22 protein-coding genes and 2 pseudogenes are annotated in these 24,860 nt (G+C 69.1%); 13 read left to right on the top strand and 11 right to left on the bottom strand.

Annotated features, from left to right (window positions below):
* Window positions 1-48 precede the first annotated feature (48 nt).
* Window positions 49-1,479, top strand: coding sequence for a hypothetical protein (locus BDK92_RS05270; RefSeq protein WP_121155130.1), 1,431 nt, complete (start codon window positions 49-51; stop codon window positions 1,477-1,479).
* Window positions 1,480-1,493: 14 nt separating this feature from the next.
* On the top strand, window positions 1,494-2,684 hold the full coding sequence (locus BDK92_RS05265) for an ARPP-2 domain-containing protein (protein WP_246016832.1): 1,191 nt from the start codon (window positions 1,494-1,496) through the stop codon (window positions 2,682-2,684).
* A gap of 177 nt (window positions 2,685-2,861) precedes the next feature.
* Here the strand turns inward: BDK92_RS05265 and BDK92_RS05260 are convergent, their stop codons facing one another.
* Window positions 2,862-4,211: a M20 metallopeptidase family protein gene (locus tag BDK92_RS05260; RefSeq protein ID WP_246016831.1), complete on the bottom strand. Its 1,350-nt coding sequence runs from the start codon at window positions 4,209-4,211 to the stop codon at window positions 2,862-2,864.
* Window positions 4,212-4,479: 268 nt separating this feature from the next.
* Window positions 4,480-5,097 (bottom strand): annotated as a pseudogene (locus BDK92_RS05255) (class I SAM-dependent methyltransferase).
* A gap of 427 nt (window positions 5,098-5,524) precedes the next feature.
* Here BDK92_RS05255 and BDK92_RS05250 point away from each other — a divergent pair.
* Genes BDK92_RS05250 through BDK92_RS05240 form a run of 3 tightly spaced genes read left to right on the top strand, consistent with a single transcriptional unit; the run spans window position 5,525 to window position 6,594 of the window.
* Window positions 5,525-5,887, top strand: coding sequence for a DUF2089 domain-containing protein (locus tag BDK92_RS05250; protein ID WP_121155126.1), 363 nt, complete (start codon window positions 5,525-5,527; stop codon window positions 5,885-5,887).
* Window positions 5,884-6,144 carry a hypothetical protein gene (locus tag BDK92_RS05245; protein WP_121155123.1) on the top strand — a complete coding sequence of 87 codons (261 nt, stop codon included), beginning with the start codon at window positions 5,884-5,886 and terminating at the stop codon, window positions 6,142-6,144. Before BDK92_RS05250 ends, BDK92_RS05245 begins: the two co-directional genes overlap by 4 nt.
* A gap of 21 nt (window positions 6,145-6,165) precedes the next feature.
* On the top strand, window positions 6,166-6,594 hold the full coding sequence (locus BDK92_RS05240; RefSeq protein WP_121155121.1) for an SHOCT-like domain-containing protein: 429 nt from the start codon (window positions 6,166-6,168) through the stop codon (window positions 6,592-6,594).
* A 59-nt stretch (window positions 6,595-6,653) separates the two neighbouring features.
* Here BDK92_RS05240 and BDK92_RS05235 read toward each other — a convergent pair whose 3' ends face one another.
* From BDK92_RS05235 to BDK92_RS40990, 3 genes and pseudogenes are all read right to left on the bottom strand, one after another.
* Entirely contained in the window at window positions 6,654-6,845 is a 192-nt protein-coding gene (locus BDK92_RS05235) for a DUF397 domain-containing protein (RefSeq protein WP_121155118.1), read from the bottom strand.
* Window positions 6,836-7,639 (bottom strand): helix-turn-helix domain-containing protein, encoded by an 804-nt coding sequence (locus tag BDK92_RS05230; RefSeq protein ID WP_121155116.1) that lies wholly within the window; start codon window positions 7,637-7,639, stop codon window positions 6,836-6,838. Before BDK92_RS05230 ends, BDK92_RS05235 begins: the two co-directional genes overlap by 10 nt.
* 216 nt (window positions 7,640-7,855) lie before the next feature.
* Window positions 7,856-8,158, bottom strand: a pseudogene (locus BDK92_RS40990) (IS701 family transposase); the annotation flags it as partial.
* Between the two features lie 220 nt (window positions 8,159-8,378).
* Here BDK92_RS40990 and BDK92_RS05220 point away from each other — a divergent pair.
* Together BDK92_RS05220 and BDK92_RS05215 are read left to right on the top strand one after the other, a co-directional pair.
* Window positions 8,379-11,501, top strand: a complete 3,123-nt coding sequence (locus BDK92_RS05220; protein ID WP_147456917.1) for a hypothetical protein — start codon at window positions 8,379-8,381, stop codon at window positions 11,499-11,501.
* 227 nt (window positions 11,502-11,728) lie between these two features.
* Entirely contained in the window at window positions 11,729-13,393 is a 1,665-nt protein-coding gene (locus BDK92_RS05215) for a PucR family transcriptional regulator (RefSeq protein WP_484198354.1), read from the top strand.
* A gap of 107 nt (window positions 13,394-13,500) precedes the next feature.
* Here the strand turns inward: BDK92_RS05215 and BDK92_RS05210 are convergent, their stop codons facing one another.
* Entirely contained in the window at window positions 13,501-13,896 is a 396-nt protein-coding gene (locus BDK92_RS05210) for a cupin domain-containing protein (protein WP_121155109.1), read from the bottom strand.
* Window positions 13,897-14,002: 106 nt separating this feature from the next.
* Between BDK92_RS05210 and BDK92_RS05205 the strand changes: the two genes are divergently transcribed.
* Window positions 14,003-14,941 carry a helix-turn-helix domain-containing protein gene (locus tag BDK92_RS05205; RefSeq protein ID WP_246016830.1) on the top strand — a complete coding sequence of 313 codons (939 nt, stop codon included), beginning with the start codon at window positions 14,003-14,005 and terminating at the stop codon, window positions 14,939-14,941.
* Window positions 14,942-15,259: 318 nt separating this feature from the next.
* On the top strand, window positions 15,260-15,463 hold the full coding sequence (locus BDK92_RS05200; RefSeq protein ID WP_121155104.1) for a hypothetical protein: 204 nt from the start codon (window positions 15,260-15,262) through the stop codon (window positions 15,461-15,463).
* A gap of 133 nt (window positions 15,464-15,596) precedes the next feature.
* Here the strand turns inward: BDK92_RS05200 and BDK92_RS05195 are convergent, their stop codons facing one another.
* Together BDK92_RS05195 and BDK92_RS05190 are read right to left on the bottom strand one after the other, a co-directional pair.
* A complete protein-coding gene (locus BDK92_RS05195) occupies window positions 15,597-15,863 on the bottom strand; it encodes a transposase (protein ID WP_170208503.1) in 267 nt (88 codons plus the stop codon).
* A 90-nt stretch (window positions 15,864-15,953) separates the two neighbouring features.
* Window positions 15,954-16,556: a TetR/AcrR family transcriptional regulator gene (locus BDK92_RS05190; RefSeq protein WP_211349091.1), complete on the bottom strand. Its 603-nt coding sequence runs from the start codon at window positions 16,554-16,556 to the stop codon at window positions 15,954-15,956.
* A 189-nt stretch (window positions 16,557-16,745) separates the two neighbouring features.
* Between BDK92_RS05190 and BDK92_RS05185 the strand changes: the two genes are divergently transcribed.
* Entirely contained in the window at window positions 16,746-17,288 is a 543-nt protein-coding gene (locus BDK92_RS05185) for a DUF302 domain-containing protein (RefSeq protein WP_121155096.1), read from the top strand.
* 41 nt (window positions 17,289-17,329) lie between these two features.
* Window positions 17,330-18,775 (top strand): amidase family protein, encoded by a 1,446-nt coding sequence (locus BDK92_RS05180; RefSeq protein WP_121155094.1) that lies wholly within the window; start codon window positions 17,330-17,332, stop codon window positions 18,773-18,775.
* A 98-nt stretch (window positions 18,776-18,873) separates the two neighbouring features.
* Here the strand turns inward: BDK92_RS05180 and BDK92_RS05175 are convergent, their stop codons facing one another.
* The gene (locus BDK92_RS05175; RefSeq protein ID WP_121155092.1) at window positions 18,874-20,223 is read right to left on the bottom strand and encodes a MurL-like N-terminal domain-containing; all 1,350 of its coding nucleotides are present in this window, start codon (window positions 20,221-20,223) and stop codon (window positions 18,874-18,876) included.
* A 192-nt stretch (window positions 20,224-20,415) separates the two neighbouring features.
* Here BDK92_RS05175 and BDK92_RS05170 point away from each other — a divergent pair, with 192 nt between their 5' ends.
* Together BDK92_RS05170 and BDK92_RS05165 are read left to right on the top strand one after the other, a co-directional pair.
* Window positions 20,416-21,288, top strand: coding sequence for a hypothetical protein (locus BDK92_RS05170; RefSeq protein ID WP_121155090.1), 873 nt, complete (start codon window positions 20,416-20,418; stop codon window positions 21,286-21,288).
* A complete protein-coding gene (locus BDK92_RS05165) occupies window positions 21,285-22,010 on the top strand; it encodes a hypothetical protein (protein WP_121155088.1) in 726 nt (241 codons plus the stop codon). The genes BDK92_RS05170 and BDK92_RS05165 overlap by 4 nt, the downstream gene beginning before the upstream one ends.
* Window positions 22,011-22,020: 10 nt before the next feature.
* On the opposite strand, the gene BDK92_RS05160 is transcribed toward BDK92_RS05165, so the two are convergent.
* Together BDK92_RS05160 and BDK92_RS05155 are read right to left on the bottom strand one after the other, a co-directional pair.
* Window positions 22,021-23,445: an acyltransferase family protein gene (locus BDK92_RS05160; protein WP_121155085.1), complete on the bottom strand. Its 1,425-nt coding sequence runs from the start codon at window positions 23,443-23,445 to the stop codon at window positions 22,021-22,023.
* Window positions 23,446-23,582: 137 nt separating this feature from the next.
* Window positions 23,583-24,740, bottom strand: a complete 1,158-nt coding sequence (locus BDK92_RS05155) for an N-acetylglucosamine kinase (RefSeq protein WP_121155083.1) — start codon at window positions 24,738-24,740, stop codon at window positions 23,583-23,585.
* Between the last annotated feature and the right edge of the window lie 120 nt (window positions 24,741-24,860).

Here is a 24,860-nt window from a genome sequence, read left to right as displayed (position 1 = left end):
GCCGGCCTCTTTGGCGCCCGTTGGGAAAGTTGGGTCGCAGTCGTGTCCATGTCGGAGCGGGTCGCGTGCGAGGACCTGGTCATGTTCGTCAACGCGGCGATCGCCTCCACGGCCCAGCGCGAGTTCCACAGTCGCGCGGGCGCGCAGCGGATGTCGCTGGGTTTCCTGCACGAGTACGTGCTGGGCAACTACCGCGATCTCTACGCGGCGACGCTGGCCCTGGATATCAATCATTTCAACGCAGCGATGGTCGTGACAAACCTGCTGCGCACCGCGTCGACCGCGCGCCCCGAGCAGCGGGCGCTGGAGGGGCGGCTGATCGCCGCGCGGCTGCGGCTACTGCCGCCCCAACGGGTGTACTCCGTGTTCCGTGAACTACGCCGGCTGGGCATCAATAACCGGCGTACCCGGGCGATCGTGCGCGACTGGGTGGCTGGCCGGCCGGATCCGGCGTTCGACGCGGTCAAGTACCGCCGGTCGCTGTCGGTCGCGGCCCGCCACGCCCACCTGCCGCTGCCCGGCGAGGTGGGAACCGTGCTGTTCGCCTGGCGTCGCCCCAAGCACTACGAGACGCCGATCCTGGAGGCGTGGCGGCGCGCCCACTACGAACAGCGCGCACTGTACGAGCTGCCATACACGGTCGCCGAGGGGCTCGCCGCCCAGCACGGCATCGACCGGACCCGCTTCTTGACCGGCATTGCGCCGAAGCTCACCGACGGCGAACGGCTGCGGCTGCAATCGTCCGCCGCGCGGCGCAAGGTCGGCGTGGTCGCTATGGACCTCGCCACGGCGCCATTGACCCGCCTCGCCGTCTACGCGCTGTCGCTGCCCCGGCCGGAGCGGAAACGGCGCCGCGAAGAGTTGACCGGCGCGCTGCAGGCGGCCGCCCGGCGCGCCACGCGTCGACAGGCGGGCACGTGGGGCCGGGTCGTGGCGGTCCTCGACGACAGCTACTCCGCCTCCGGCTCCGGGGTGAAACGTCGCCGGCCCCTCGCCGTCGCCCTCGCCACCCACTACCTGCTGGAGGCGCTCGCCGCCGAGTACACCGGACTGTGGTTGGCCCACCGCGGCGACCCGCTGCTGGTGCACCCCATCGGAGCGACCGGGCTCGGTGAGCGCATCCTCGACGGTCTCGAACGGCGCCCCGAGCGGCTAGTCATCGTCTCCGACGGCTGGGACAACGCCCCGCCCGGAGAGGCCGCCGAGGTGCTACGGGTATGGCGTACCCGCCTCGACCCCCACCAGCGCACGAGCATCGTGCACCTCAACCCGGTCTACGACGCCGACACCTTCGACGTACGGCGCCTCGCCTCCGGTGTCGCCACCGTCGGCGTGCGCGACGCCGAGGACGTCGCGGCCCTCGTCGAGCTGGCCCGCTTCGCCACCGGCGGCGCCCGCCTCGACGAACTGCGCCGCCACCTCGGCGACCGGGTGGACCGGTTCCTCACCGACGATTCTGGCGGGCAGGGGTCACCATGACCAACATCGCACCCGTGGACAGGATCGACCTGACCGGGCTGACCGTCGCCCCCGACCAGACGTGGGGCGCGGTACGCCTGGTGCCGCTGCTGCGGCCCGTACCCATCAGCGATCTGCGCCTGCACGCCCGCCTGTACGACCCCGACGAACTGTCGATCGTTGACATCGGGCACCGCACCGCGTACATCTCCTATGTGCCGCACGCGTTCGTAGCGAGCTGGACCACAGACGACACGCCCGCCGCTGCCTACGGCACCCAGCTACGCGACCCCGCCGCGTCCAGCGCCCCTACCGGTATCCGGCTGGCGTTCCGGCGACGTATGGCCCGCCGTGACGACAAGCAACGGCTCCGCTTTCTGCCACTGCACCTGGCAACGGAGGGCTACCTCGCCCTACAGTTCGGTGGGCCGCCCATCGCCTGGCAGGAATGGACTCGCCACGCTGTCACTCGCGGCCTGTCCCCGCGCGTCGAGGCCACCTACAGCGGCACCGCCATTCCCGGCCTCGACGACGCGCTGCGCATCTTCGAAATCCACCCTGACCAGTGCGGAATGGTGCTCTACGTCGCCGACACCCTCGCCGCGGCATTCGTCGTCAGCCACCCCGACGACTACCGCGCCCTGCACCCAACCCTGCTGCAGGACTTCTACGGCGAGCTGCTCTTCCAGTACGCCCACCTGTACCCGGCAGTGCCCGGCTTCACCGCCCGCCTCGACGACACCGCCATCGCCAGCGTCGCCGATCTGCGTGCACAGCTCGCCCAGGCCCGCGCCGACTGGGCGGCCTTCCACACCGTCATGGCCGGCGGGCTTCTCGCGGCAGAGCGCCTCACATTCACGCCAGTGAACCGGATGGGGCGCTTCACTCTGTCCCGCTTCCTGCCAGCCCTCGACCCCGACACCGAAAACCACATCGGCGAAACAATCACCGACGACACCGGCCAACTCGCTTACCTCAAGACGTTCCGGCTGTCGGCCGCCCAGACCCGCCGTGGGCACCTGCTGTCCCAACTCGCCGCCCACGACTGGGACCTCGACACCACCGCCACCGCCCTCGGCACCGACCGTCAAGGAATCGCGCTACGCCTGGACAACGCCGGCTTCGGCCATCTGCTCCGACCCGACATCATCGACGCCTGCCGCAACCGCTCCCGAAAACTACACAACCGAGCGACGAGAACCCGGCCCACATCGCGGGAGGGGTGACTTGCGGATGAGATCGCGGCGGTCGACCCACACATGGGATTGGCCAGGCGAACCCGACGAAACTCAATGTCGGGCCGGTGCTGCTTCTGTTCGATGACGGCCGAGGGCTGCCGAGGTCATTGGTAATCATCAGTTGCCTGACGGCGTCGAGTATCCGGCCGCGCTGCTGTGCGTCGGCTATCGGGTGCGCCGGGCGAGCCAACCCGCCATCGCGCGGACGCCGTGGCCGATGGCCCGCTCGTCCGGGTCGAAGGCGCCGAAATGCGGATAACTGGTTTCGATGGGGGCGCCGGGCGCACGAACGCCGAGAAAGGTGTACGTGCCAGGAAGCCGACCCAGGAACAGTGCGAAGTCCTCACCGCTGAAGGGGATCGCGGCATGCAACGTCCGCACCTGGTCGCGCCCAGCGGCCTGTTGCAGGTGCCGCTTCATGGCCTGGCCTTCCCGCTCGGGACAGACCATGGCGGGAAACGGGTCGTTCGGGAAGGCCACCGATGCCTGGCCATCGCTGCTTGCGATTCGGCGGATGTCCTCGCGGATGGCGACGTACCGGTTCTCCGGCCAGCATCGGTAGGACAACCGCACCTCGGCTCGGCCTTCGGCTTCGGAGACCTGGGCCTGTATGAAGACGAACTCGGCCAATGGCCCGTCAGGTGTCTGGACGTCGGCCACGAGCCGTTCGAGGTCCTCGGAGGTCGCAGGGCGGGACAAAGTGCTGAGCGCGCCGATCTCGGCGGCGAGCCGTCGCGCCCGCGCCGTCGCATCGTGCCCCGTGAGCGTGATGACGCCGCGGTCCTGGCCGGGAAGTCCGAGCCCGGGCGTGACAACGAACTGGCCGACCGGGAAAGGACCGCAGTGCATGGCATGGATCTCCGCCGGACGGACTCGGGCGAACACGCCGTCGTCGAGCATCGCGGCGGCGCCGGTGAGTGTCTCCTCGGCGGGTTGGAAAACGAACACCACTGTGCCCGCGAGCCGGTTGCGCAGGCGCGCCAGCACCTCCGCGACGCCCACGCCCACAGCTGTGTGCATATCGTGCCCACACAGGTGGGCCGCCTGCGTGCCACCCCCCACCTGATCGTTCGGCGGTACCGCGTCCATGTCCGACCGGTAAGCGACCGTCCGGCCAGGACGAGCGCCGCTGAGGATTCCCACGACCCCGTGGCCGCCCACACCGGTGGTGACGTCGAGGCCGGCCGCGCGAAGTCGCTTAGCCACCACCTCGGCGGTCCGCTGCTCCTGGCCCGGGGTCTCCGGGCGCCGGTGAATGTCGCGGCGCAACTCGATCAGGTCACAGTCCAGCCCAGCGGCCACGGCGTCCACCGTATCCTCGCCCACCAGCCCGGCAGGCGAGCCGTTGCCGGCGTACGCCGCCTGGGACGACGCCAGCCCGGCTCCCGCCACACCGACGGCGGCGCCACGAAGCACAGCGCGTCGACTGACGATCCGACCTTTTGCACCTGACATGTGTTCCTCCCACAAGAGTGCGACTACGTCGAGCTTGTCCTGCTCAGCGTTGGAACGCACTGACGCTGGCCCCCTTCTTGACCATGCGGTCACCCCTACCGAGAGCGTCCACAATGGCGACTGTGTCGGTCTGCTGAATGCTCGTGGCCTGGCTGCTCCGACCACCGCCCAGCCCGGCGTCGGTACCGTGCCAGACGACGAGCGGTCACGCTCGGTGCTCAGCGTCTGGTGCCCAAAATCCTGAGCTCCCGATGCGGACGTCTCCAGCGGGCGGTTCCAGCTCGCTCGCCGACGTCGCCGGCGCGCGCCGCCCGGTCTTGTCGAAAGGTTAGTGCTCGCTAGGCGGCGTGGCGGTCGCCGCGATCGCGGCATGGGGTCGATGGTTGCCCTCGCTGGGCCGCTGTAGGCGTTCGACCTCGGTGAAGCCGGCTCGGGTGAGCCGCGCGGAGATTTCGTCGACGGGCCAGCGATAGGCGGTCACGACTTTGTGGTCGAAGGCGCCGACCTCGTCGGCGTCGAAGTGGCCCAGCACCAAGGTCCCGCCGGGGGCGATGGCTCACCGGAACTCAGCCAGCATGCCGTCGAGGTTCTGCGGCGGAAAATGGATCAATGAGTACCAGGCCAGGATGCCGGCGAGAGAGTGATTGGCGACGTCGAGGCTTTCCATCGACCCGAGCCGGAACTCAACGCTCGGGTGGGACGCCTGCGCGTGGGCGATGAACTCGGGGACCAGGTCGATCCCGGACGCGTCAACGCCAAGCGAGTGAAGGTAACCGGTGATGTGGCCAGGTCCGCAGCCCAGATCGAGCACCGCACCGGGCCGGCCCGACAGGTGTCGCGCGATGAAGGTGAGGTCGTCGGCGTGTACCTGGTGGCTGGCACCGAACAACCCGATGTAGAGCTCCGCGACGGACGAGTATGCCTGCTGGACCTTCTCCGTGTTCATCGCCGCAACTATAGGAGTTCTCGAAGCTGTGGTGAGCAGGCGACGTTGTCCGTGACCGGTGAGCCGAGTGCGGGGTCAGAGACTCGCTCCTGCCGCTGACCCGGACGCGTCCAGCCGCACGACCACGCCCGGACGGGTGTCCTCCCGCTGCTGGTCGGAGGCGCTTCGGGGCCGTACTCCGGGGGCCTTCGGCGAACACGACCACGGATCGGGGGGCTTGGTCGCGTGCTGCCCGCCCGACGGACGCCAGGGACGTCGGCTGTGACGACCGTGCTGCGGGCCACCGCCGGCATACGGCGGCCGAGGATGGCGAGATCCTCAGGGTCATCAAGATCTAGATTAAGAAAATCAAGATCCACACGTTGACGTCTTAAGAAAATTAAGATACAAATGAACGGGAGCGTTGTTGAGAGCAAGGGGGCCGAGAGTGGACTGGCAGGAACTGACGGACCTGACGCATGGGCAGTCGTTCGTGGTCGAACGGGTCCGCCTCGCCAGCAGCGGCATCGTGGTCGAGGGTCAGTTCGAGCCGCCGCAGCTGGCTCAGCTCAGCGCCGACGACCAGGTGTTCGTTGCCGCGTTCGTACGGTCGCACGGTTCGATCAAGGAGATGGAGCGGATCTTCGGGGTGAGCTACCCGACGATCAAGTCCCGGCTGAACCGGATCGCCGAGCACCTCGACTTCGTCGACACCGACCCGGCGCCCACCGGCGCCGACGTCGTCGACCGCCTGCGGCGGGGGGAGATCAGCGTCGAGGAGGCGCTGGCCGAGCTGGAGGGGATCCGATGATCCCGCAGCTGGTGACGGCGAGTTATCGCCGTCGCAACGGCCGCTGGTTGCGGCTGTACGTCCCGGTCCTGCCGGTCCTGCTGGTGCTGTCACCGCTGCTGTTGCTCGTCGTGCTGGGCGGACTGGTCGCGTGCCTTGTCTTCCGGGTGAGCCCGGTGGGCGCGCTGCGTGGCACCGGGCGACTGCTGTGGGCGCTGCCCGGCAGCCGGTTCGAGCTTGAGGACGGCCAGATGGCCGTGCTGGTAAGCGTCAGATAAGTCATAAGGGGAGGAGCAACAATGAACGAGCAGCGCCGCCAGATCCTGCAGATGCTGGCCGAGGGCAAGATCACCGCAGACGAGGCCGAGCGGCTGATCAACGCCCTCGAACGAGACCAGCCCGAGTCGCCGTCGGGAGCCGTGCGCCCGAAACCCCGGCCCAAGTACCTGCGCGTGGTGGTGAGCTCGGAGGACAGCACCGGCGGCGACGGGGCAAGCCGGATCAACGTCCGGGTCCCGCTGCAACTGCTGCGTGCCGGGGTCCGGCTCACGAGCCTCATCCCTCCGCAGGCGCTCACCCAGCTCAACGCGAAGCTGGACAAGTCAGGGGTGCCGATCGACCTCACCCAGCTCAAGCCGCAGCACATCGAGGAGCTCATCGAGCAGCTCGATGAGCTCACCGTCGACGTGGACGACGCCGACAGCAAGGTGCAGGTGTTCTGCGAGTAACACCGCCACGGCGCCGGACGGCCGCCCGGACCACGGGTTCGGGTGGCCCCGTCCGTTGGTCAGTCGTTCCGGCCGAGGGTGGCGACGAAGGCGCGCCAGGCGGTGGGGGTGAAGGTCAGGGCGGGGCCCTGTCGGTCTTTGCTGTCGCGTACGCCGATGGTGTGCGGCAGGTTGTCGGCGACCTCGACGCAGTCGCCGCCGTTGCCGTTGCTGCGGGTGCTCTTGCGCCACCGGGCACCGGTCAGGTCCATGTCTCCGCCACCTCCGATATCAACTCCAGCGACTGCTGGTGTGGCAGCGCCTCGCCCCGGATCGACTCCCACACCTGGACTGTCCGCTTGATGTCGTCGGCGCGGTCGTACGTCTGTCCGTTGAGCTGTCCCTCAATGTAGACGATATCGTCGCCGGTCGGTGGTGTGGCTACGACGAACGGACCGTTGAGGCCGGCGTAGGCCCCGGCGGCCCCGGGCACCACGTGGAGCCGCACCCGGGGCAGCGATTCGCCGACCTTGGCCAGGTGTCGGAGCTGCTCACGCATCACCTGCGGGCCGCCCACCGGCCGGCGCAGGACAGACTCGTCCATCACCACGGTGAGCAGTGGAGACTGGTCGCGGGTGAGCAACTCCTGCCGTTCCAGTCGGGTGGTGACCTGCTGTTCCAGTGCCTGCGCCCGGAGCAGGCCGCTGCCGGAGAGAACGGTCCGGGCGTATGCCTCGGTCTGGAGCAGGCCCGGCACGAACAGCGGCTGGAAGCTGCGCAGCGCGTCGGCCTCCTGCTCGATCTCGGCCCACTCGCGGAACCAGGCCACCAGGGCCTCCCGGCCGAGCTTGCGCTGGGCCCGCTCGAAGAGGCCGCCGGTCTCCAGGACCTTGTCACAGCGGCGGGCGAAGTCGGGGCTCGGCCGCCGGTCGCAATTCTCGATCTTCCCCACCAGCGCGGTGGAATAGTTGATCGCCTCGGCGAGATCGGCCTGCGACATGTTGGCTGCGGTGCGGACGATCCTCAGTTCCTCGGCGAAGAATTCGAGAATGGGCGAGTGGCTCACGGACAACCTCCGGACAATTGGCGGACAGTGATGAGACAAGGGGCGGGCAGAATCGGACGGCCAAGGGCGCTGTGTGCGTGATTGCGCTGGTGGTGAGTGGTGGCGGTTAAGAGCATAGATTGACGGGCGCGAAGAGGTCGACAGGTGCGCCTTGATTTTTCGGGCGATTTCCTGGCGTCGCGCTGAGGGTGTTAGTACTCCGGCAGGAGATTCGTTTCAGGGTTCGGTAAGGGCCTGTCTGGCGCAGTGGCTGGTCTTGGCTGCGTGTTGGTGTCGCCGCCGGAAGACGGACCAGGCGATGGGATCGGCGGTGCGTCGGGTAGGTTCGATGATCAGAGCGTGGAACAGTCGGCAGAGTTCGTTGACGGTGATCGTGATCAGGCCGTTTGGGCTGGTGGTGCTGGCCGCTGACGCGGCGGCGAGGAACGCGTGAGCGGCGATGACCAGGGCGGTCCAGCGGTGCCGGGGTGACCGGCAGCGGTAGAACGCCAGCTCACCGGTGGTGCGGTTGCGGCGGAGCCCGTCGGGCGCTGTTCGGCGACGAGATCACCTTCCTGATCGCCCCAATTAGCCGAACTTCTGCCACTCGAGTGGAAGTAGATAATCCGCCCTCGCTCGCGGCTGATGTCGTTAGCTTGCCCGAGGCGATACGGGAGTTTTGTTCGCCGACATCAGTCGTTGAGCTGGCCAATCAACATTGTTTCAGTACCGTTATACATTTACCGAATACTTTCCCGTCATGACGATGAAACGTTCCTGGCTGGCGAGGCATGGGACCGCTGTCGTGACCATGATCGCAGTCACCGCGGCAAGCGTGCTGTTCGGCGAACCCGCGGTGGCCAACCCAGTCCCCGTCCCCCAAGCGGCGCTCACCGACCGAGCCTTCGGCCAGGTCACCGAAAGTCACATCCAGGGTGCCGATCGGATCAAGACCGCCGTACTGTCGGCCGAGTTCCTCCAGTGGCACCGGCTGCGCCCGAACGCCACCGCCGACCAGGCACAGACCCAGCTCACGGTGCGCAAGCAGCTACTCGACAGCTCGCTGACCGCGTTCGACCTGCTGGTGCCCGAGCAGGACCTGGTGCTCAAGTCCGTCGATATCCTGCTCGGCACGCCCGGCGGCGACACCCGGACCTCGCCGGAGATCACCGGCCTGGTCGCGGCTGTGATCGGCAAGACCGTCGAACCGTGGGACACCCGCGAAGAGCTCGCGTCCGGCGCGCTGCGCACCGTCCAGTGGCTGCGCGGCCGCGACGACGCACTTGCCGCGGTGTGGTCCGCGGTCCGGCAGACGGGGGCAGCCAACGCGTCGTTTGCCACCGCCTGGAACGCCGTGCTCGGTGCGCCGTTCGGGGTGGACGTGACCAGCACCTACGATGCGCTCAAGACCGACCCGGCACTGTCGCACGTGAATCTCGATGCGATCCTGGCACTGCAGGGCGACTCGGCGGCGTACGTCGACGCGGCCGAGCAGCAGCTCGGCACCCTGCACGCGCGACTGCTCACGATGAGCTCGGAGATCCGTTTTGAGATAGGCGAGACCGACCCCAAGTGCCCGCCGGACGGACCACCGAGCGCCGCGTGCACTGCGGCGGCCAAGAAGGACGCCGAGAATCGGGACAAGGCGCGGCAGCAATCGATCTCCGACATCAGAGCCGGGCTGGGCATGGTTTCCACCATCATCGGCTTCGCCGACCCCGACGCCGGCAAGAAAGCCAAGGTGATCGGAGAGGCGGTCCTCACCACAGTCAGCACGATCTCCAAGTACGCGGCGGCGATCGCCGGCCGCGGCGTGGCGGACGCGATCTTCAGCACCGCGACATTGGCGATGACCGGCAACATCTTCGGCGCCGTGATGTCGATCCTCGGGCTCTTCGGCAAGAGCGGACCCTCGCTGGACCAGCAGATCCTTGCCCAGGTCAGAGCGCTGCGCGACGAGGTACGGGCCCTCGGCAACCAGATGCGTGCCAGCTTCGCGCGCGTCGAGGCCCAGATCAACACGGTGTACGCGAACATGATGGCCCAGTTCGACCGGTTGAACGAGACGATCGCCGGCAACACCGCGCAGATCACCCTCATACAGCAGCAGGTCGCTCAGCTCGGCCTGCGTCTGGAGGACGTCGCCGCCACCGTGCTGGCCGCGATCGGCGACGCCGTCCTGCATGACGCCCGCTCCGACATCAACCAGTACATCGGCTACCTGGAGAACTTCGGCCAGCCAATCCCGACGTACGGCGAGTTCCTGGGTCCGGAGAACGAGTTCCATCTGGCCTCCACGGTGCTGGCCAGCGGCGCCTCCTTCGTGGTGCCCAAGACCGACGCCGACAACCCGGCGCTCGACCCGACCAACGTGCTCAACAGCTTCGGCGAGGCCCGGTCGATCAACTACCTGGCTCGGATAGCCAGTTGGCGCGACCCGTCGATCGTCGAACCGGCGACGCCGGTCGGCAACCCGACCGTGTGGAACCTCGGCGCGCAGGCGTACGCCATGCTGTTGCTGCAAAACCCGACCTACGCCGCCCAGGTCAGCGCCGGCCGCGCGGCGCAGATCGAGGCGGAGGGCACGCGCATCATGGACCTCGCGGCCAGCTTCGGCCGCCCGGTCAACGGCAACGCCAACACCCTGATCAGAGGGCTGGCCAACGACTACGTCGCGGCCACCAACGAGTTGTCGACCGCGCTGGCCGCCTTTCGGACCAACGAGATCCAGGTCCGTTGGGAGCCGGACGCCAACGGCATACAGGTAAGAACGCCTAAGAACTACGACCTGTTTTGGGACACGGACAAGCCGCTCGGTTCGGCACCGGCGAAGGCCGACGAAGCGATGGTGCCGCACTGTAGCGGCGCCGCCGGCCCGATCGACCGTCCCAGCAACGTTCGCTACGACCAGATGTCGAACGTGGTGTGGATGCTTCAGTACGCGTACACGCCGCGTCTCGGCGAGCCACCGGCGGGCGTACGGGAGTTGCCCGAGGTCAGCTACTGCTACACGCCGAGCTGGGTCTTCACCCGCGCGGACGGCTATGGCACCGGAATGGTCCGCTTCTGGGGCAACCTGCGGCTAGACATCCACAGCCGGTTCCGGCTGAACTCCGCCGCACCCTGGCAGAACTCGCGAACCGCCCACTACACCTGGCCTGAGGAGGATCTCTATAAAATAGATTGCGAACTATTTTACAACTGCGACAGGGAAACCCCGCCGGAGCAGGGCCTGGCCCAGAAATGGCCATCCGGGCACTCCACCTTCTCGTGGGCCGCGACGCAGGTGGACAACACGGCGGTGGACGCCTCGCTGATTCCGACCCTGCGCAGTTTCCTTCAGGGCCGGCAGAAGTCCATGTACGACCGGGTCCGGGACCTGACCACCCAGGCCAGCGGGCCGGTGCCCACCGCGCTGAAGAAGATGAACACGGCGGCGCGGCTGCTCCAGGCGTACACCCGGCTGGGCCTGCCCAACGCACTGGACGCGGACGACGTGTTGTCCGCACACCTGTTCGGGCAGTATCAGATTCCGGTGAACATGCCGACGGATGCCAAGATCGGCGACGCCTACGGGAAGGCGGGCGACAACTACGCGTTCTGCGGGAGCTCGCCGTGCTCTCTGGACCCCAGCCTCCCGCTGCGTAACCAGGTCAGTCTCAAGCTGCCCTGCGAGCCCGCGGTCGACTCGTCGAACCTGCCCGGTGACCCGCTCGGCGACTGCCTGATCATCAGCGCGCGGTCCCGCACCGCCACATTGATGCAGCGGTACGAGCACTGGGCGGACCAGACAACCGCCGGGCTTCACCACGAGCGGGTGCCCTGGATGAACGACACACTCACCGGGCTCCGCATCGCCACGCACCTCACCCGTCCCGTCTGACACGAACGTTGCCGGCGCCTCCGGGCGCCGGCAACGCGCAGCGGCCCAGCCACGCCGGCCAGAGCCGGCCCCAGCGGTGCGCCAGAGCCGGCCACTGGACAGTCGTGTCAGAAAGGGCCCCTTGTGATCGTTTCAGGTAGAGGAAGGGGCCCTTCCTAAACGCTGCCGATGGTCGGCGCCGCACCGCCGATGGCTGGTGTCATCGCCCGAGCGGTAGCGTGGCGCGCGTGTTACCTACCGTCCGTGAGGTGCTCGCCCTGGACCCGGTGCGACACGGCGGACCCCGGCTGGTGGCGGGGGAGGGCGGTCTCGACCGGTTTGTCCGATGGGTGCACGCTGCCGAGGTCCCCGACATCGCCGCCCTGCTCAACGGTGGCGAACTGGTGCTCACCACCGGGATCGGGCTGCCGACCGACGACGCCGGGCTGCGCGCCTTCATCGGTGAGCTGGCCGGCGTCGGAGTCTCCGGACTCATGGTCGAACTCGGCCGGCGCTACCCGACCAGCGTGCCCCGCGTCATGATCGCGGCAGCCGAACGGCACGGCCTGCCCCTGATCGAGCTGCGCCAGGGAACACCGTTCGTCCGGATCACCGAAGCGGTGCACGCCCTCATCGTCGACGCCCAGCTCACCGAGCTACGCGCCACCGAGGAGATCCACCAGCGCTTCACCGACCTCTCCGTCGACGGCGCCGAACCGGCCGAGGTGGTGCACCAGGCCGCCCGGCTCGCCGGCTCCCCGGTCGTACTGGAGAACCTCTCCCGCCAGGTGCTGGCGTACGACGCCGCCGGTGTCCGCGGCGAGCTGCTGCTCGGCGGCTGGGAACAGCAGTCGCGGCGGATCCAGCCGGCCGGGCGGACCGGGTACGACGCGGACGCCGGCTGGCTGGTGACCACCGTCGGCGCCCGGGGGCAGGACTGGGGGCGCCTGCTGCTGCGCTGGGCCGACGCCGACCTCGCCCCGCCGACGGCCACCCCACCCACCCGCCTGACCATCCTGCTCGAACGGGCCGCCTCCACGCTGGCGCTGGGCCGGCTGATCCAACGCGACGCCGAGGGCCTGGAACGGCAGATCCACCGCAACCTGCTCACCGCCCTGCTCGACCACACCCGCCCGGTGGACGAGGTGGCGCTGCGGGCGCGGGCGCTCGGCGTGACACTCGACCGGCGACACCTGGTGGGAGTGGTGGTCCGGTGCCGGACCGACGAGTCCAGCACCCAGGTCGCCCAGGCCCGGCTCCGTGACCTGGCCGACGCGGTTGGTCAGGCACTCCGGGAAACCGAGCTGAGCGGGCTGGCGAGCGCGGTGGACGACCAGGCCGTCGGCGCGCTGCTCGCGCTCCAGGACCCGGCCGCCGAGGAACGGTCACTGGCCGCGTTCGCCGCCGCGCTCCATCGGATACGCCGTGACGCCGCCGGGAGCGGACCGGGTGGCGCCGCCCGGGACGCGGTGATCGTCGCGGCGGGTTCGGGAGTTTCCTCGCTGCGGGAGGCCCGTCGGTCGCTGGTCGAGGCACGTCAGGTCGCCGACGCGGCCCGACGCGGCCGGCACGACCTGCCCATCTTCCGGCTCCCGCACGTCGGGCTCGCCGGGCTGCTGCACCTGCTGCGGGACGAGCCCCGGTTGCAGACCTTCGTCGAGCGGGAACTTGGGCCGCTGCTCGCGTACGACGCTGAGCACCCCAGGGAACGGCTGCTCGACACCCTGCGGGCGTACCTGGAACAGGGCCGGAACAAGTCGGCGGCGGCCGGTGCCGCCCACCTGTCCCGGCCCGCGTTCTACGAGCGGCTGGCCCGGATCGCCCGGATCCTCGGCGCCGACCTGGACGCCGTCGACGACACCCTGTCGCTACACGTAGCCCTGCTCGCCCTGGACGCCGTCCGCGACAACTGAACCGTCCGCGACAACTGTTAGGAAGGGCCCCTTATTAACGCATAGCGTTAATAAGGGGCCCTTCCTTTCGCTTTGCTGCTTGCCTGGCGGAGCGCGGCCATGCGGGCTCAGAGGTTGAGTGTGTGCCCGGTCGTCGCGTCCACGTGGTCCGGAATCTCGTCGTGGCGGTCGCCCACGGTCGGTGTTCCGGCCGGCTCGAACATGAGGATCGCGGCGCCGGAGGGAGCGTACGGCTTGTGCCCGGTGCCTCGGGGAACGGTGAAGACCGCACCCTGTGGGAGCAGGACGGTGCGCTCCCCATCGGGCTCGCGCAAGGAGATGCGCAGCTCTCCGTCGAGTACCAGGAAGAACTCGTCGGTGTCGTCGTGGACGTGCCAGATGTGCTCGCCCTCGACCTTGGCGATACGGACGTCATAGTCGTTGACGCGCGTGACGATGCGGGGGCTCCACAGGGCATCGAAGGAGGCCAGAGCCTTGCTGAGGAGGATCGGTTCGTCGCTCATGGGCTCATCCTGCGCCGTTCCGCACGGCCAGCGTGAGTGCTAGGAATTGCACATGGCGAAAGGATCCTCGCAGGCAGCTCGCGCGGGGGGCGTACACCGGGTTGTCGTGATCGTGGACGAGAACTCGAACCCCTTCGAGCTCGGCTGCGCGACCGAGGTCTTCGGTCTGCGCAGACCGGAGATCGGCCGTGAACTCTACGACTTCAAGGTCTGCTCCCCTGAGCCCCGCACCCTGATGCGGGACGGATTCTTCACACTCACCGAAGTCGCCGATCTGGAAGCGGCCGACGCGGCGGACACCTTGATCGTCCCCAACCGCCCCGACGTCGAGGTGCCTCGCCGCCCCGCCGTGCTCGATGCCGTCCGACGGGCGCACGCGCGCGGTACCCGCCTGGTCGGCTTCTGTAGCGGCGCCTTCACACTGGCCGAGGCCGGAGTCCTCGACGGGCGCAGGGCCACCGCGCACTGGCAGTGGGCGGATTCCTTCCGGGCCCGCTTCCCTTCGGTCCACCTCGAACCGGACGTGCTGTTTGTGGACGACGGCGACATCCTCACCGCTGCGGGCAGCGCGGCCGCGCTCGATCTTGGGTTGCATATCGTCCGGCGCGACTACGGCGCGGAGGTCGCCAATTCCGTGAGTCGGCGACTGGTTTTCGCCGCGCACCGGGACGGCGGCCAGCGGCAGTTTGTCGAGCGCCCCATGCCCGACCTGCCTGACGAGTCCCTGGCGCCTGTCCTGGCCTGGGCACAGGAACGGTTGGACGCACCGCTGACGGTCTCAGACCTTGCGGCGCGTGCGGCTGTCAGTCCGGCGACGTTGCATCGCCGCTTCCGGGCACAACTGGGAACGACGCCGTTGACGTGGCTCACGGGGGAGAGACTTGCCCTGGCATGCCGGTTGATCGAGCGGGGTGAGTCCCGTTTCGAGGTGGTCGCGCGGCGCAGCGGGCTTGGCACCGCCGCCAATTTGCGCACGCTGATGCGTCGCGACACGGGCATCACGCCGTCGGCGTACAAGCGTCGGTTCGGGCCGGAGGTAAATTGACGACACGGTCAGGAGGGATCGGCTGCGGTTGAGCTGCTTGATGCCGCCCGGCGTGGCGCTGCCGGTAGGTGATGGGCTCGGATGCGTACCGGAGACCTCACCGTTCTATCGATCACCGACACGCGGACCCGACGAGTTCGACTTCCTGGGCCACCTCCAGACGGCGACGCTGTCATGTGCCGCAAGGAGGTTTGCCCAGGCATCATGGTCGCCATGAACGCTGATTGGGTCATCATCGCGGCCTACGAGAACACCCCTGGCTGTCCGCGGCCACTCGCTGCCGTCCGCGCTTGACTGCGTGACCGGGGCATTGATTGGATGCCCTTCGAGTCGAGCGAGGTCTACTGGGGTCTGGCCTGCGGTATTGGCCCTGACGGTCACTGGCACGGCTGGTTCGACGTCCGCATCCAGGCTGCCGCGCTGCGCCGCCTCGGGCTCCATCCCGACCAGTCGACCGCGACAGTCACCGGGCCGGCCCCGCCTGCCTGGTGGCATGCCGCCGCAGAACGCAACGCTCAGTGATCACTTTCGAAACCACGCCCGGTACTCCCATGATCCGCGCGAGACGGAACCTAGTGTCTCGTAATTGAGGTCGTTCACTTGTCGTTGTCGGTGAGGAGTTTGCGGACCCCGGTGTGGACCCAGCGGACTTTGGTCAGGATTCGTTAGCGGTGGCTGTCCGGGTGAAGGGCCTCGCGTCGCTGTTGCATGCGGTGAGGTAGTCGCTGATCCTCCTGGTCAGGCGGGTGACGGAGGTGAAGGTGCCACCTCGGATGGCCTGCCGGGTGATGATTCCGAACCGGATCTCGATCATGTTCGGCAACGATGAGCCGGTGGGGGTGAAGTGGAAAGCGATCCGGGGATGCTCGGCCAGCCAGGCTTTGACCTCGTCGGTGCTGTGGGTGGAGAGATTGTCGACCACGACGTGGAGTTGCCTACCTGGCCGGGGCCGGTCGGCGAGACCGGTCAGGCCGTAGGCGTGGTAGCGGTGTACCCGGGCACGTGAACAATCTCAATTACGAGATATTAGGCGCGGCGGAGCGTCTGTGCGGTGCGGCGCCTCGTCGGCGTGACCGGTGGCCTGCTCGATCAGCATGGTCGCGAGGGTTCGGGCGTCTTGGAATGGGCGTGGGTCGTTCAGCGAGGTCGACAGAGCTCGCGCTCCCTCGAACAGGACTGCGAGCTGGCGGCCAAGGTCCTCCGGGTCGTGGGCGCCTGCCGCCGCGGCGTTGTCGATCAGTCTCGCAGTGAGCTCTTTCTTGTGGCGTTCGACGAAGGCTGTCGCCTCGGGCATCGTCCCGGCCGCTTCGACCACGGCGTTGTGGAACGGGCAGCCTCTCACCACGGCTTCTGACCGGGAATCGTCCGAGCCCTCCGCGAAGAGCTCGATGAGTCGTTCGCGCGGAGTCAGATCTTCGCGCTGCAGAGCGGTTTCGACCTGTGCTGGCCCGTCCGGCTCGGATTCGATGCGTTCGAGGTAGGCGCTCACCAGCGCTTCCTTGCTCGGGAAGTGCTGATACAGGGTTCGCGTCGATACGTGGGCCGCGCCCGTCAGCTTCGCGATGCCGGTCGCATGGATGCCATCACGCGAGAAGAGCTCGACGGCAGCCTTCAAGATCCTGTCCCGCGCACCCCGGCCGCCTCTCGATGCGGGAGCGGTCGCCTCAGCTGTAGCCATCCCCAAAGTATAGCGATCGTTTTACTTGGTGCGGATGATGGGTTACAGTGCGAAGTACATCGACCATTTTACTTTGGCTAGGGGCCCCGGGGCCGCTGCCGCGAACTCGAGAGGCGCGAGCACCGAATGTCTGACCAGACCTTCACCTCCGTCCCCCATCAGGTCGTCCGCTGGTCGATCGACACCGGTGCGTTCTTCGCGGACTTCCGCGCTCGATACGAGGCCGCCGTGCCCGTGCTGGACACGAAGCGCATGGAGCGGCTGCGCGCCGACCGGGCCGACTGGGACACTGTTCTCCGCGCTGCGGTGGAGAACGCCCCGCACGGCTTCATGCGGTTCTGGAGCGCCGACGTCGGCGGCACCATGCAGCTCGCCGGGGACGCAGGTGACTGCTCCGCCTACCTGATGGGCAACCACACCATCGCCGAGCGGATGTACCGGCACGATCCGGCAGTGATGCTCTACGCCCCGTTGCGGGCAGCGATCCACCGCGACGAGCTGGGCATCACTCGGTTCTCAATCGATCAGCCCAGCACCCGGTTCGCCAGCTTCGACACCCCGGAAATCACGGCTGTCGGGGAAGAACTGGACCGCAAAGTCATCCACTTGCTCCAGGTCCTCGATGTGCCCGTACCCGACACGCTCTTTGCCGGTCCGGTGAGCCAGTGAGCGCGACGAATCGGCCCCACAACGATCCAAAGGAAGAAGTCATGCTCGACGACACAGCACGAGCCGGCGACACCCAGCTCACAGAGCTCGGCGTCGCGGCTGCCGCCGCCGCGATCCGCCGCGGCGACATCACCGCCGAGTCCTACGCCGCCGCACTCCTTCGCCAAGCACGCAGGAACTCGGACCTCCGCTCGTTCATCACGATCGACGAATCGGCTGTGCTCGAGGCGGCCAACGTTGCCGACAAGGCACGCGCCGCTGGCTCCACGGCACCCCTGCTCGGTGTCCCGGTGGGAATCAAGGACAGCTACCAGACGCGGGATCTTCCCACCACGCTCGGCCTGAAGGCCCTCAAGGAGTTCGTTCCCGAGGCGGACGCCGAGGCCGTCACCGCCGTCAAAGCCGCCGGGGCGATTGTGTTCGGCAAGAACAACCTCGTCGAGCTGTCGTACGGGGTCACCGGCCACAACGACGAGTACGGACAGGTGCGCAACCCGTACAAGCGGGACCACCTGTCAGGCGGATCCTCAAGCGGTTCGGCCGCCTCGGTCGCCGCTCGTATCGTGCCGGCGGCGTTTGGCGGAGACACTGTCGGCTCGATCAGGATCCCTGCGGCCTTGACCGGTGTCGTCGGCTACAAGCCGACCACCGGGCGGTGGCCGCGCGGCGGAGTAGCACCGGTCTCACATGTGCTCGATACCACGGGGCTCCTGGCTCGCAACGTCGAGGACTGCATCCTGGTCGACCAGATTGTCGGGCGCGGCGCGATCGTTCCCCCGTCTGAGTCTTCTGGCCTCACTGGTGCGCGATTCGCCTACGCCCCCGAGTACTACCTCAAGCTCGTCGCCTCCGACGTCGAGCAGCAGTTCTGGGAGACCGTGCGCCGCCTGCGCGCCGCCGGCGCCGAAGTGGTCGAGATCGACCTCGGAGACGACTTCTCCGGTCTTGCGGACCGGACGGCGTGGAACCTGTTCCTCCGTGAGACGCAGCAGGCCGTGACCCGTTTCCTCCGCGAAAACGACTACCCGGTGTCGTTCGACGACGTCTACCACGGGCTCAAGCCGCAACTCCACGCGGTGTGGAGCGCCACCGTCGTGCCGGGCGCCCCCGCTTACCTCTCCGATGAGGAGTACGCCGCCACTCTCGCCGTCGATCGTCCGAAGCTGCAGCAGCGGCTCGGTGATGTGTTCGCACGAGATGGGTTCGACGCCCTGATTCTCCCCACCACCCCTGCGCCCGCGCCGACGATCGCTGACCAGTGGGAGTTCAGCGTCGCAGGTGAAGCCGTGACGCATCTCTTCCTGTCCAGGAACACGGTTCCTGCCAGCGGCGCCGGCATCCCGGGGATCAGTCTCCCGGCAGGGCTGACCAGCAGCGGACTGCCGACCGGGATCGAACTGAACGGTGCGCACGGCCACGACCAGGAGCTTCTTGCCCTGGCACGCCGCGTCGAGAGCGTTCTCGGCACGCTGCCCGCACCCCTCTGACCCTGACTGGTGCTGCTCGACACGAGGTGCATCGGCCTGACACCACAACGCGACTACCTGAGACGAAGGAGCTTCACGACATGCAACTCCAGGGAAAACTAGTCGAGGGCGGCGCGGGCCTTGGCGTACGTGGGCGGGACGAAGTTCGGGCCGCCCGGGGTGAAGACGTCGGAGGCGGCGGCGGTCGCCCAGGCCGCTGACGGAACCACCGCGACCAGCGCGCGTACCACCGACGCGTCGCGCCACTGCTCCTGCTCGGCGAGGAGCCCGAGCGCGACCACCGACTCCTCGACCTCACCGACGCACTCGAACGGCTTGTGCGCGTCGATGCCGAGCAGTTCCAGGTAACCCGGCACCTGGTAGGTGTCGTCCAGCAGGTCCACCCCGAAGATGTTGACCAGCCGCTCACGGGGCATGAACGGGGCGAGCGCCAGGAAGACGAAGCGGCACTTGGGGCAGTCGCCACACCAGCGGGCGCTCGGGTCGTGCAACCTGAACGCCGCGTTGCAGCTCGTCACCACGTCGTCGTAGCGGTCGAACTGGGCGAAGAGCTTGGCGATGTGCAGCTCCGACAGGGGACGCAGCAGGGAGAAGTACGGTTCGGTCAGACCGGCGTGCCCGGCCAGCGCGTCCCGCAGCAGCCCTTCGGCCTCGACCCCCTTGGACCACTGGTGGTTGATCTCGTGGCCGTTCCAGAGCAGGTTCGGGTCGGAGGCGGAGCGCTCGTTGGACATCACCACCGGCCCCAGCCCGTGCAGCACGGCGGTGGCGACCGCGATCAGCGAGTTGATCGCGGTGACCGGGATGTGCCCGTTGAGCGCACCGGCGGCGTTCACCTCGAAGAGCTTCGGGTCGATCCGGCGGCGGGCCGCCAGGGCGGTGAGCCCGGACGCCTGGTTGACCGAGACGATCACCGGGTTGGGGTTGACCGAGAACGGCACCGGGTCGAAACCGGCGCGGCGCAGCGCCTCCAGGCTGACGATCGAGTCCTTGCCGCCGCCGACCGCACTGAGCGGACGGCCGTCGGAGTTGTCCAGCGGCGTCGGCTCCGGGACCTGCCCCGCCGGCACCGTCGGCGTCAGTTCCAGCACGTACGGCAGGTCGTTACGGTAGGCGTACTCGGCCAGGCCCTTGGTGTAGATGGCGGTGACCAGCGCGACGGCCGCCTCGCCCAGCGGCGCGGGCAGCAGCAGTCGGGGCGGTGCCGCCACCTTGTAGTAGCTCACCCCGGCGACCAGGTGCAGCAACTCCAGCACCCGGCGGAAGGCCGCCTCGGTTTCCGCCGAGGGCGGGGTCGCCGGCACCGGGAAGGTGATTACCTCGGTGAACCGCAGCTCCTCGCCCGGGCCGGACAGAGCGTAGTCAAACGATGCGGTACCGGTGGCGACGTCGACCGAGTACGACGGAAAGGAAAAGTCGGTCAGCTGCCTGAGTTGTCCGTTGCGCACAGGCCATAGTAGTCCGGCCCGATCGTCGCGCGGATCGTAGCCGGGTGATCCGTCCGCATTCCTGGCCACCGTCCGGCGTTGCCGGCCCCTCCTACCCTCGGCCCTGATGTCGCCGAAGGTCACTGTCACCGCTTTTGCGGTGGTCAGGGGCCACCTGACCGCCTGGCCGTCCCAGGCCCGGGAGGAAGATCGATGACCGGATACCGGGTGCCCGAGCGCGTTGCCCGCAACGTCCGCCCGGCCCGCCGGCTGGTGCGGTTGATCTCGCACACCGATCCGGTCGCCGTGACCGGCATCGGCCTCTCCGTGGCGCTCTCGATCGCGCTGGACGTCACCGGCGCCGCCTCCGGTGTCGAGTCGCTCCTCGCCGGCCTGCTGGGGACCACGATCTCGCTGCTGGTGGACTCGATCGCGCGGTCCGAGCGGCGGTTCGAGCTGCGCGGACTGGTCGCCGGGACGCCGTGGATGACCGAGGCGTTGGCGCCGATCGTCACCGGCACCCGCGAGGCGATCGAGCGCTATCCGCAGACGCCGGTCGCGGCCGAGGCGCGCGCCCGGTTCGACCGGATCCGGATCGAGACCGAACACCTGCGTACGGGCCGGATCATCCGTCCGGGTACGGACTACCGCGACCTCGTCGGCGCGATGCGCGACTGCGTGGACCAGGTGCACGCGATGGCGAACGTGGCGCCCCCGGCCGGTGGTGAGTCGAGCTGGTGGAGCAGCGACATCGGCCGGTACTACTGGACGCTCAACCTGGAGGCGCTCGCCCGGGGAGTGCGGATCACCCGGATCTTCGGCTACCACGAGTACACCGACGAGTTTCGTGAGCTGGTCGACGACCAACGTCGGGCCGGGGTACGGGTCGGGCTGCTGCCGTACGGCACCGTCGACCGCAGCCTCGACCTGAACCTGGCGATCTGGGACGGGACGAGCGCCTGGGAGGCGCGGATGAGCCCGCACGGGGAGATCATCGAGAACATCTTCTCGGTCAACTCCGACGATCTCGGGCGGCTGCTGGTGGCGTACCGGACCTGTGCCCGAGCCGCGACCTTCCCGTCGTGAGCTGGGGGACTGTACTGCTGGTCAGCGCGGTGGTGTGGCTGGTCACCCTGATCCGGTCGGTACGGTGGCGCGCGTTCGTCTACAGCCTGCCGCTGCCGATGACCATCGCGTTGGTCGGCGCCGATCTGCCGGTCGACGGCTCGCAACTGCTCGGTGTGGTCGGGCTGAACCTCTTCTTCGTCACCGTCACCGTCGCGTACCACCGGTTCGGGCTGCCGATCCTTCTCGCCGACCTGCTCGGCCTCGGGGTCTACCTGGCGCTGAGCGCGTTGCTGCTGCGGGTCGGGCCGCTGCCGTTCGCGCCCACCCTCGGCTGTGTTCTCGTCCTGTGGCTGGCCGTGATGATGTGGCTGCGGCGGCGGGCCGCAACGCCGTCCCCGGAGCCGACCCGCAACGCCCTGCCGGCACCACTGCGGCTGCTGGTGGTGCTCGCCGGCTCGACCGTGACCGTGCTGCTCGGCCAGCAGTTGCGGGGCATGGTGGTCACGTTTCCGTACTCCGGGGTCCTGGTCGCCATCGAGAGTCGCCGCGACCTCGCCGAGTTCAGCCGCCACTTCGCCGCGAACAGCCTGGCCCTGGTCGGGTTCCTCGCCGGCTACCACTGGCTCGGCGACGGTACTCGGCCGGTGGCGCTCGCCGGCGCCTGGGCCGGGTACGCCGTCGTCGCTGCGCTGATCCGTCTGCCGGGCTGGCGTCGATCGAGGCTGGCGACGAGTCATTGACCGAATCTGGTCACTTGGCGGGGGCCGTTGCCGGTGGCGGTGAGCGGAGCCAGCGGAGTACCGCCGCGCCGGCCAGGTAGCTGACCAGAGCCGCGCCCGGCAGCCCGAGCGGCTCCGGTGCGTCCTTCGCGGTCAGGCTGTTGTCGAGCAACCCGGCGATCACGGCCGTCAGGGCGAGACCGGTGAGCGTCGTCCGGGGTACGGGCCGGAAGACCACGGCGGCGACGCGCCCCCTGCCCGCCCCGCCGAGGGTCGGGATCCGGTTGGCGAAGATCCGGGATCGGCGCCCGCCCCGGATCTCGATCGGGCTGAAGACGGCGACCAGGATCGCCAGCACCACGGCGAGCGCGACCAGCCAGGGCAGCCGCCAGAGCCACCAGGCGCCGGTGCCGACCGTGGGGGTCGGCAGCGCGCCCGCCGCGTCCAGGGCGCCGACCAGCAGCACGGCGGCGGTGATGTGCCAGAGGAAGACGGTGAGCACCACCGCGTTCGCGGCCACCACCACCAGCCAGGGTCGGGGCCGGCGCAGCCAGTGTTCCGCCCGGGCGCGCAGCAGCAGGATCAGGCCGAGCTGCCAGGTCCCGTTGGCGATCAGGGCGAGGCTCGGCGGGGACATGTTCTGCACCCGCTGGCGCGGGAGGTTGACCATGCTGACCGGGTACGGGCCGACCAGCGTCAGCAGCAGCAGCGCGGCGAACCCGCCGACCAGCAGGACCACGCCGACCCGGCGACCCATCGGCAGTCGGGTACGACGCAGCCCGTTGCCGCGTCCGGCGCCGGTCCGGGCGTCCCGCCAGGCGTACCCGAGCTGGTGGATGGCGAGCCAGCCGAAGAGGAAGCTGCCACTGGCGGTCTCCCGTGGGCCGGTCAACCGGGCCACGTCGCCCGCCGCCACCAGCACCAGCAGCACCAGCGGTACGGCGAGTCCGAAGCGCCGGTGCAGGGCGTACGTCACCGGGGTCAGCGCCACTGCGGCCAGGTACGCGGTGAGGAACCAGAGCGGAATGGTGGCGAACCAGATCACTTGGCGTACCTGCCCGGCCTCCGCCCCGAGCAGCCGTGCGACGAGCGCGGCGCAGGCCAGCACCAGGATCAGCGTGGTGGTGGGGCGCAGCAGGCGCGCGTTGCGGTCCAGCAGCCAGTCGACCGCCCGTCCGCCGCGCCGCCGGTGGCTGCTCAGCGAGGCGGCGTTGGCGTAGCCGCCGACCAGGAAGAAGATCGGCATGACCTGGAACAGCCAGGTGCCCGGCCGGCCGGCGGGGATGTCGACCAGCGCCGAGCGTCCGGTGAGCCGGCCGGCCGGATCGTAGTCGATCACGATGATCAGCCAGTGGCCGATCACCACGGCGGCGATCGCCAGCGCGCGGAGCAGGTCGAGGTAGCGCTCCCGTTCGGCGGGCGTGTTCCGGGCGAGCTGCCTCAGCCGACGCCGCATGTGACCAGGCTAGGGCCGATCGGTGCGCCGGGTCGGCAAACGGCCGAGGTCACCGCGGGGCCCGTTCACACCTCGGCAGGGAAGGACGAGCCTTATCGCCCTCGAACTGAGCCACGCCCGGGCGTGGCCGACATTGATCAGTACTGGAGTAGTCGCCCGTGCAGTTCGACCGGATCGGTGACCTCGGGCAGCGTACGGGCGGCGAGCCAGGCCGCGCCGATCGCGCCGGCGCTTTCCGCCCCGACGGCGAGCAGTGGAGCGGCCGGCCAGCGGCGTGTCAGCAGGTGACCGACCACCCGCGCCAGCGGCCCGCCGGCAGGGGGCGCGGCGTCGGGGGAACGGTCGGTGTCGGGACCGCCGGCCGCAGGAGCGGAGGCCGGGTCGGGAAACGGGGTCAACAGGCCGCCGCCGAGCACGATCGGGGTGACCGCGCCCGCCGGGCGGATCCGGGCCACGCTTTCGACCAGCAGTCCGGCGGCCGAGGAGATGAGCGCACCGGCGGCCGGGTCACCCGCGTGATCCGCCTGGAAGACCAGCGGGGCGAGTCGGGCCAGCTCGACCGGGGGTCGGCGGGTCACCGTCTGGATCACCCGCCGTACCGTCTGCCGGGGATCGAGCTGCCGGGGATCGAGCTGCCGGGGATCGAGACCCCGTTCGGGCGGCGCCGCACCGGGCATCACCCGTTCCGGGCCGAGCAGTTCGTGCAGGATCAGCCCGGCGAGCACGCCCGGCGGGCGGTGCGGGACGGGCCGTGGGTAGGGGAGCGCGTCGAGTTCGGCCAGAGTGTGCCGGACCGCCTCCCGGCCGAGCCAGAAACCGGAGCCGGCATCACCGAGCAGCCAGCCGTGGCCGTCCGCGACCCGGTTCAGGCGCACCTGGTGGACCTGCGCCGCGACGGCGCCGGTGCCGGCGATCAGGACGGTGCCGTCCGGTACGGCGGTCGCCGAGGCGTAGCCGACCAGGGCGTCGCCGTGTACGGCGTACCGGCAGCGCAGGCCGGCGTCGCGCCAGGCGTGGTCGTACGCGGCGCGGGCGGCCGGGTCGGCGTCGAGTCGGCCGGCACCGGCCAGGCCGATGGCGCCGGCCCGGACCCGGTCGGGGTCCAGTCCGGCGAGGGCGGCGCGCAGGGCGACCCGGAGTTGCCGGGCGGCCGGTTCGACGCCGTGACTGACCGGGTTGCCGCCACCGGCCACACCGGAACCGAGTTGTTCACCCGTTAACGAGACGACCACGGCCCGGGTGGAGCTGCCGCCCACATCGAGCCCGATCACCAGGGGGTCGGCGGCTGGCGGCACGTGCCCTCCAGGTGGTCGGTGTGGTGGCGTTCATGCTGCTCGATGGGGGTGTCGGGGGCGAGTGCCGGCGGTGGGGTGGGGCATCGACCGGAGGTAACGGTTTGAAAACTTCGCCCACAG

The organism is Micromonospora pisi, assembly GCF_003633685.1.
In the GTDB taxonomy this organism is placed as follows: Bacteria; Actinomycetota; Actinomycetes; order Mycobacteriales; family Micromonosporaceae; genus Micromonospora_G; species Micromonospora_G pisi.
The sequence above is the reverse complement of the archived record's forward strand: the minus strand, read 5'-3'. Positions and strand labels throughout refer to the sequence as shown.

What these genes read in the sequence shown, in the direction of transcription:
- BDK92_RS05270 (WP_121155130.1), top strand. Translation starts at nt 49, where the DNA reads ATGTCGGAGCGGGTCGCGTGCGAGGACCTGGTCATGTTCGTCAACGCG.
- BDK92_RS05245 (WP_121155123.1), top strand. Translation starts at nt 5,884, where the DNA reads ATGATCCCGCAGCTGGTGACGGCGAGTTATCGCCGTCGCAACGGCCGC.
- BDK92_RS05240 (WP_121155121.1), top strand. Translation starts at nt 6,166, where the DNA reads ATGAACGAGCAGCGCCGCCAGATCCTGCAGATGCTGGCCGAGGGCAAG.
- BDK92_RS05235 (WP_121155118.1), bottom strand. Translation starts at nt 6,845, where the DNA reads ATGGACCTGACCGGTGCCCGGTGGCGCAAGAGCACCCGCAGCAACGGC.
- BDK92_RS05220 (WP_147456917.1), top strand. Translation starts at nt 8,379, where the DNA reads ATGACGATGAAACGTTCCTGGCTGGCGAGGCATGGGACCGCTGTCGTG.
- BDK92_RS05210 (WP_121155109.1), bottom strand. Translation starts at nt 13,896, where the DNA reads ATGAGCGACGAACCGATCCTCCTCAGCAAGGCTCTGGCCTCCTTCGAT.
- BDK92_RS05200 (WP_121155104.1), top strand. Translation starts at nt 15,260, where the DNA reads ATGCCCTTCGAGTCGAGCGAGGTCTACTGGGGTCTGGCCTGCGGTATT.
- BDK92_RS05185 (WP_121155096.1), top strand. Translation starts at nt 16,746, where the DNA reads ATGTCTGACCAGACCTTCACCTCCGTCCCCCATCAGGTCGTCCGCTGG.
- BDK92_RS05180 (WP_121155094.1), top strand. Translation starts at nt 17,330, where the DNA reads ATGCTCGACGACACAGCACGAGCCGGCGACACCCAGCTCACAGAGCTC.
- BDK92_RS05170 (WP_121155090.1), top strand. Translation starts at nt 20,416, where the DNA reads ATGACCGGATACCGGGTGCCCGAGCGCGTTGCCCGCAACGTCCGCCCG.
- BDK92_RS05160 (WP_121155085.1), bottom strand. Translation starts at nt 23,445, where the DNA reads ATGCGGCGTCGGCTGAGGCAGCTCGCCCGGAACACGCCCGCCGAACGG.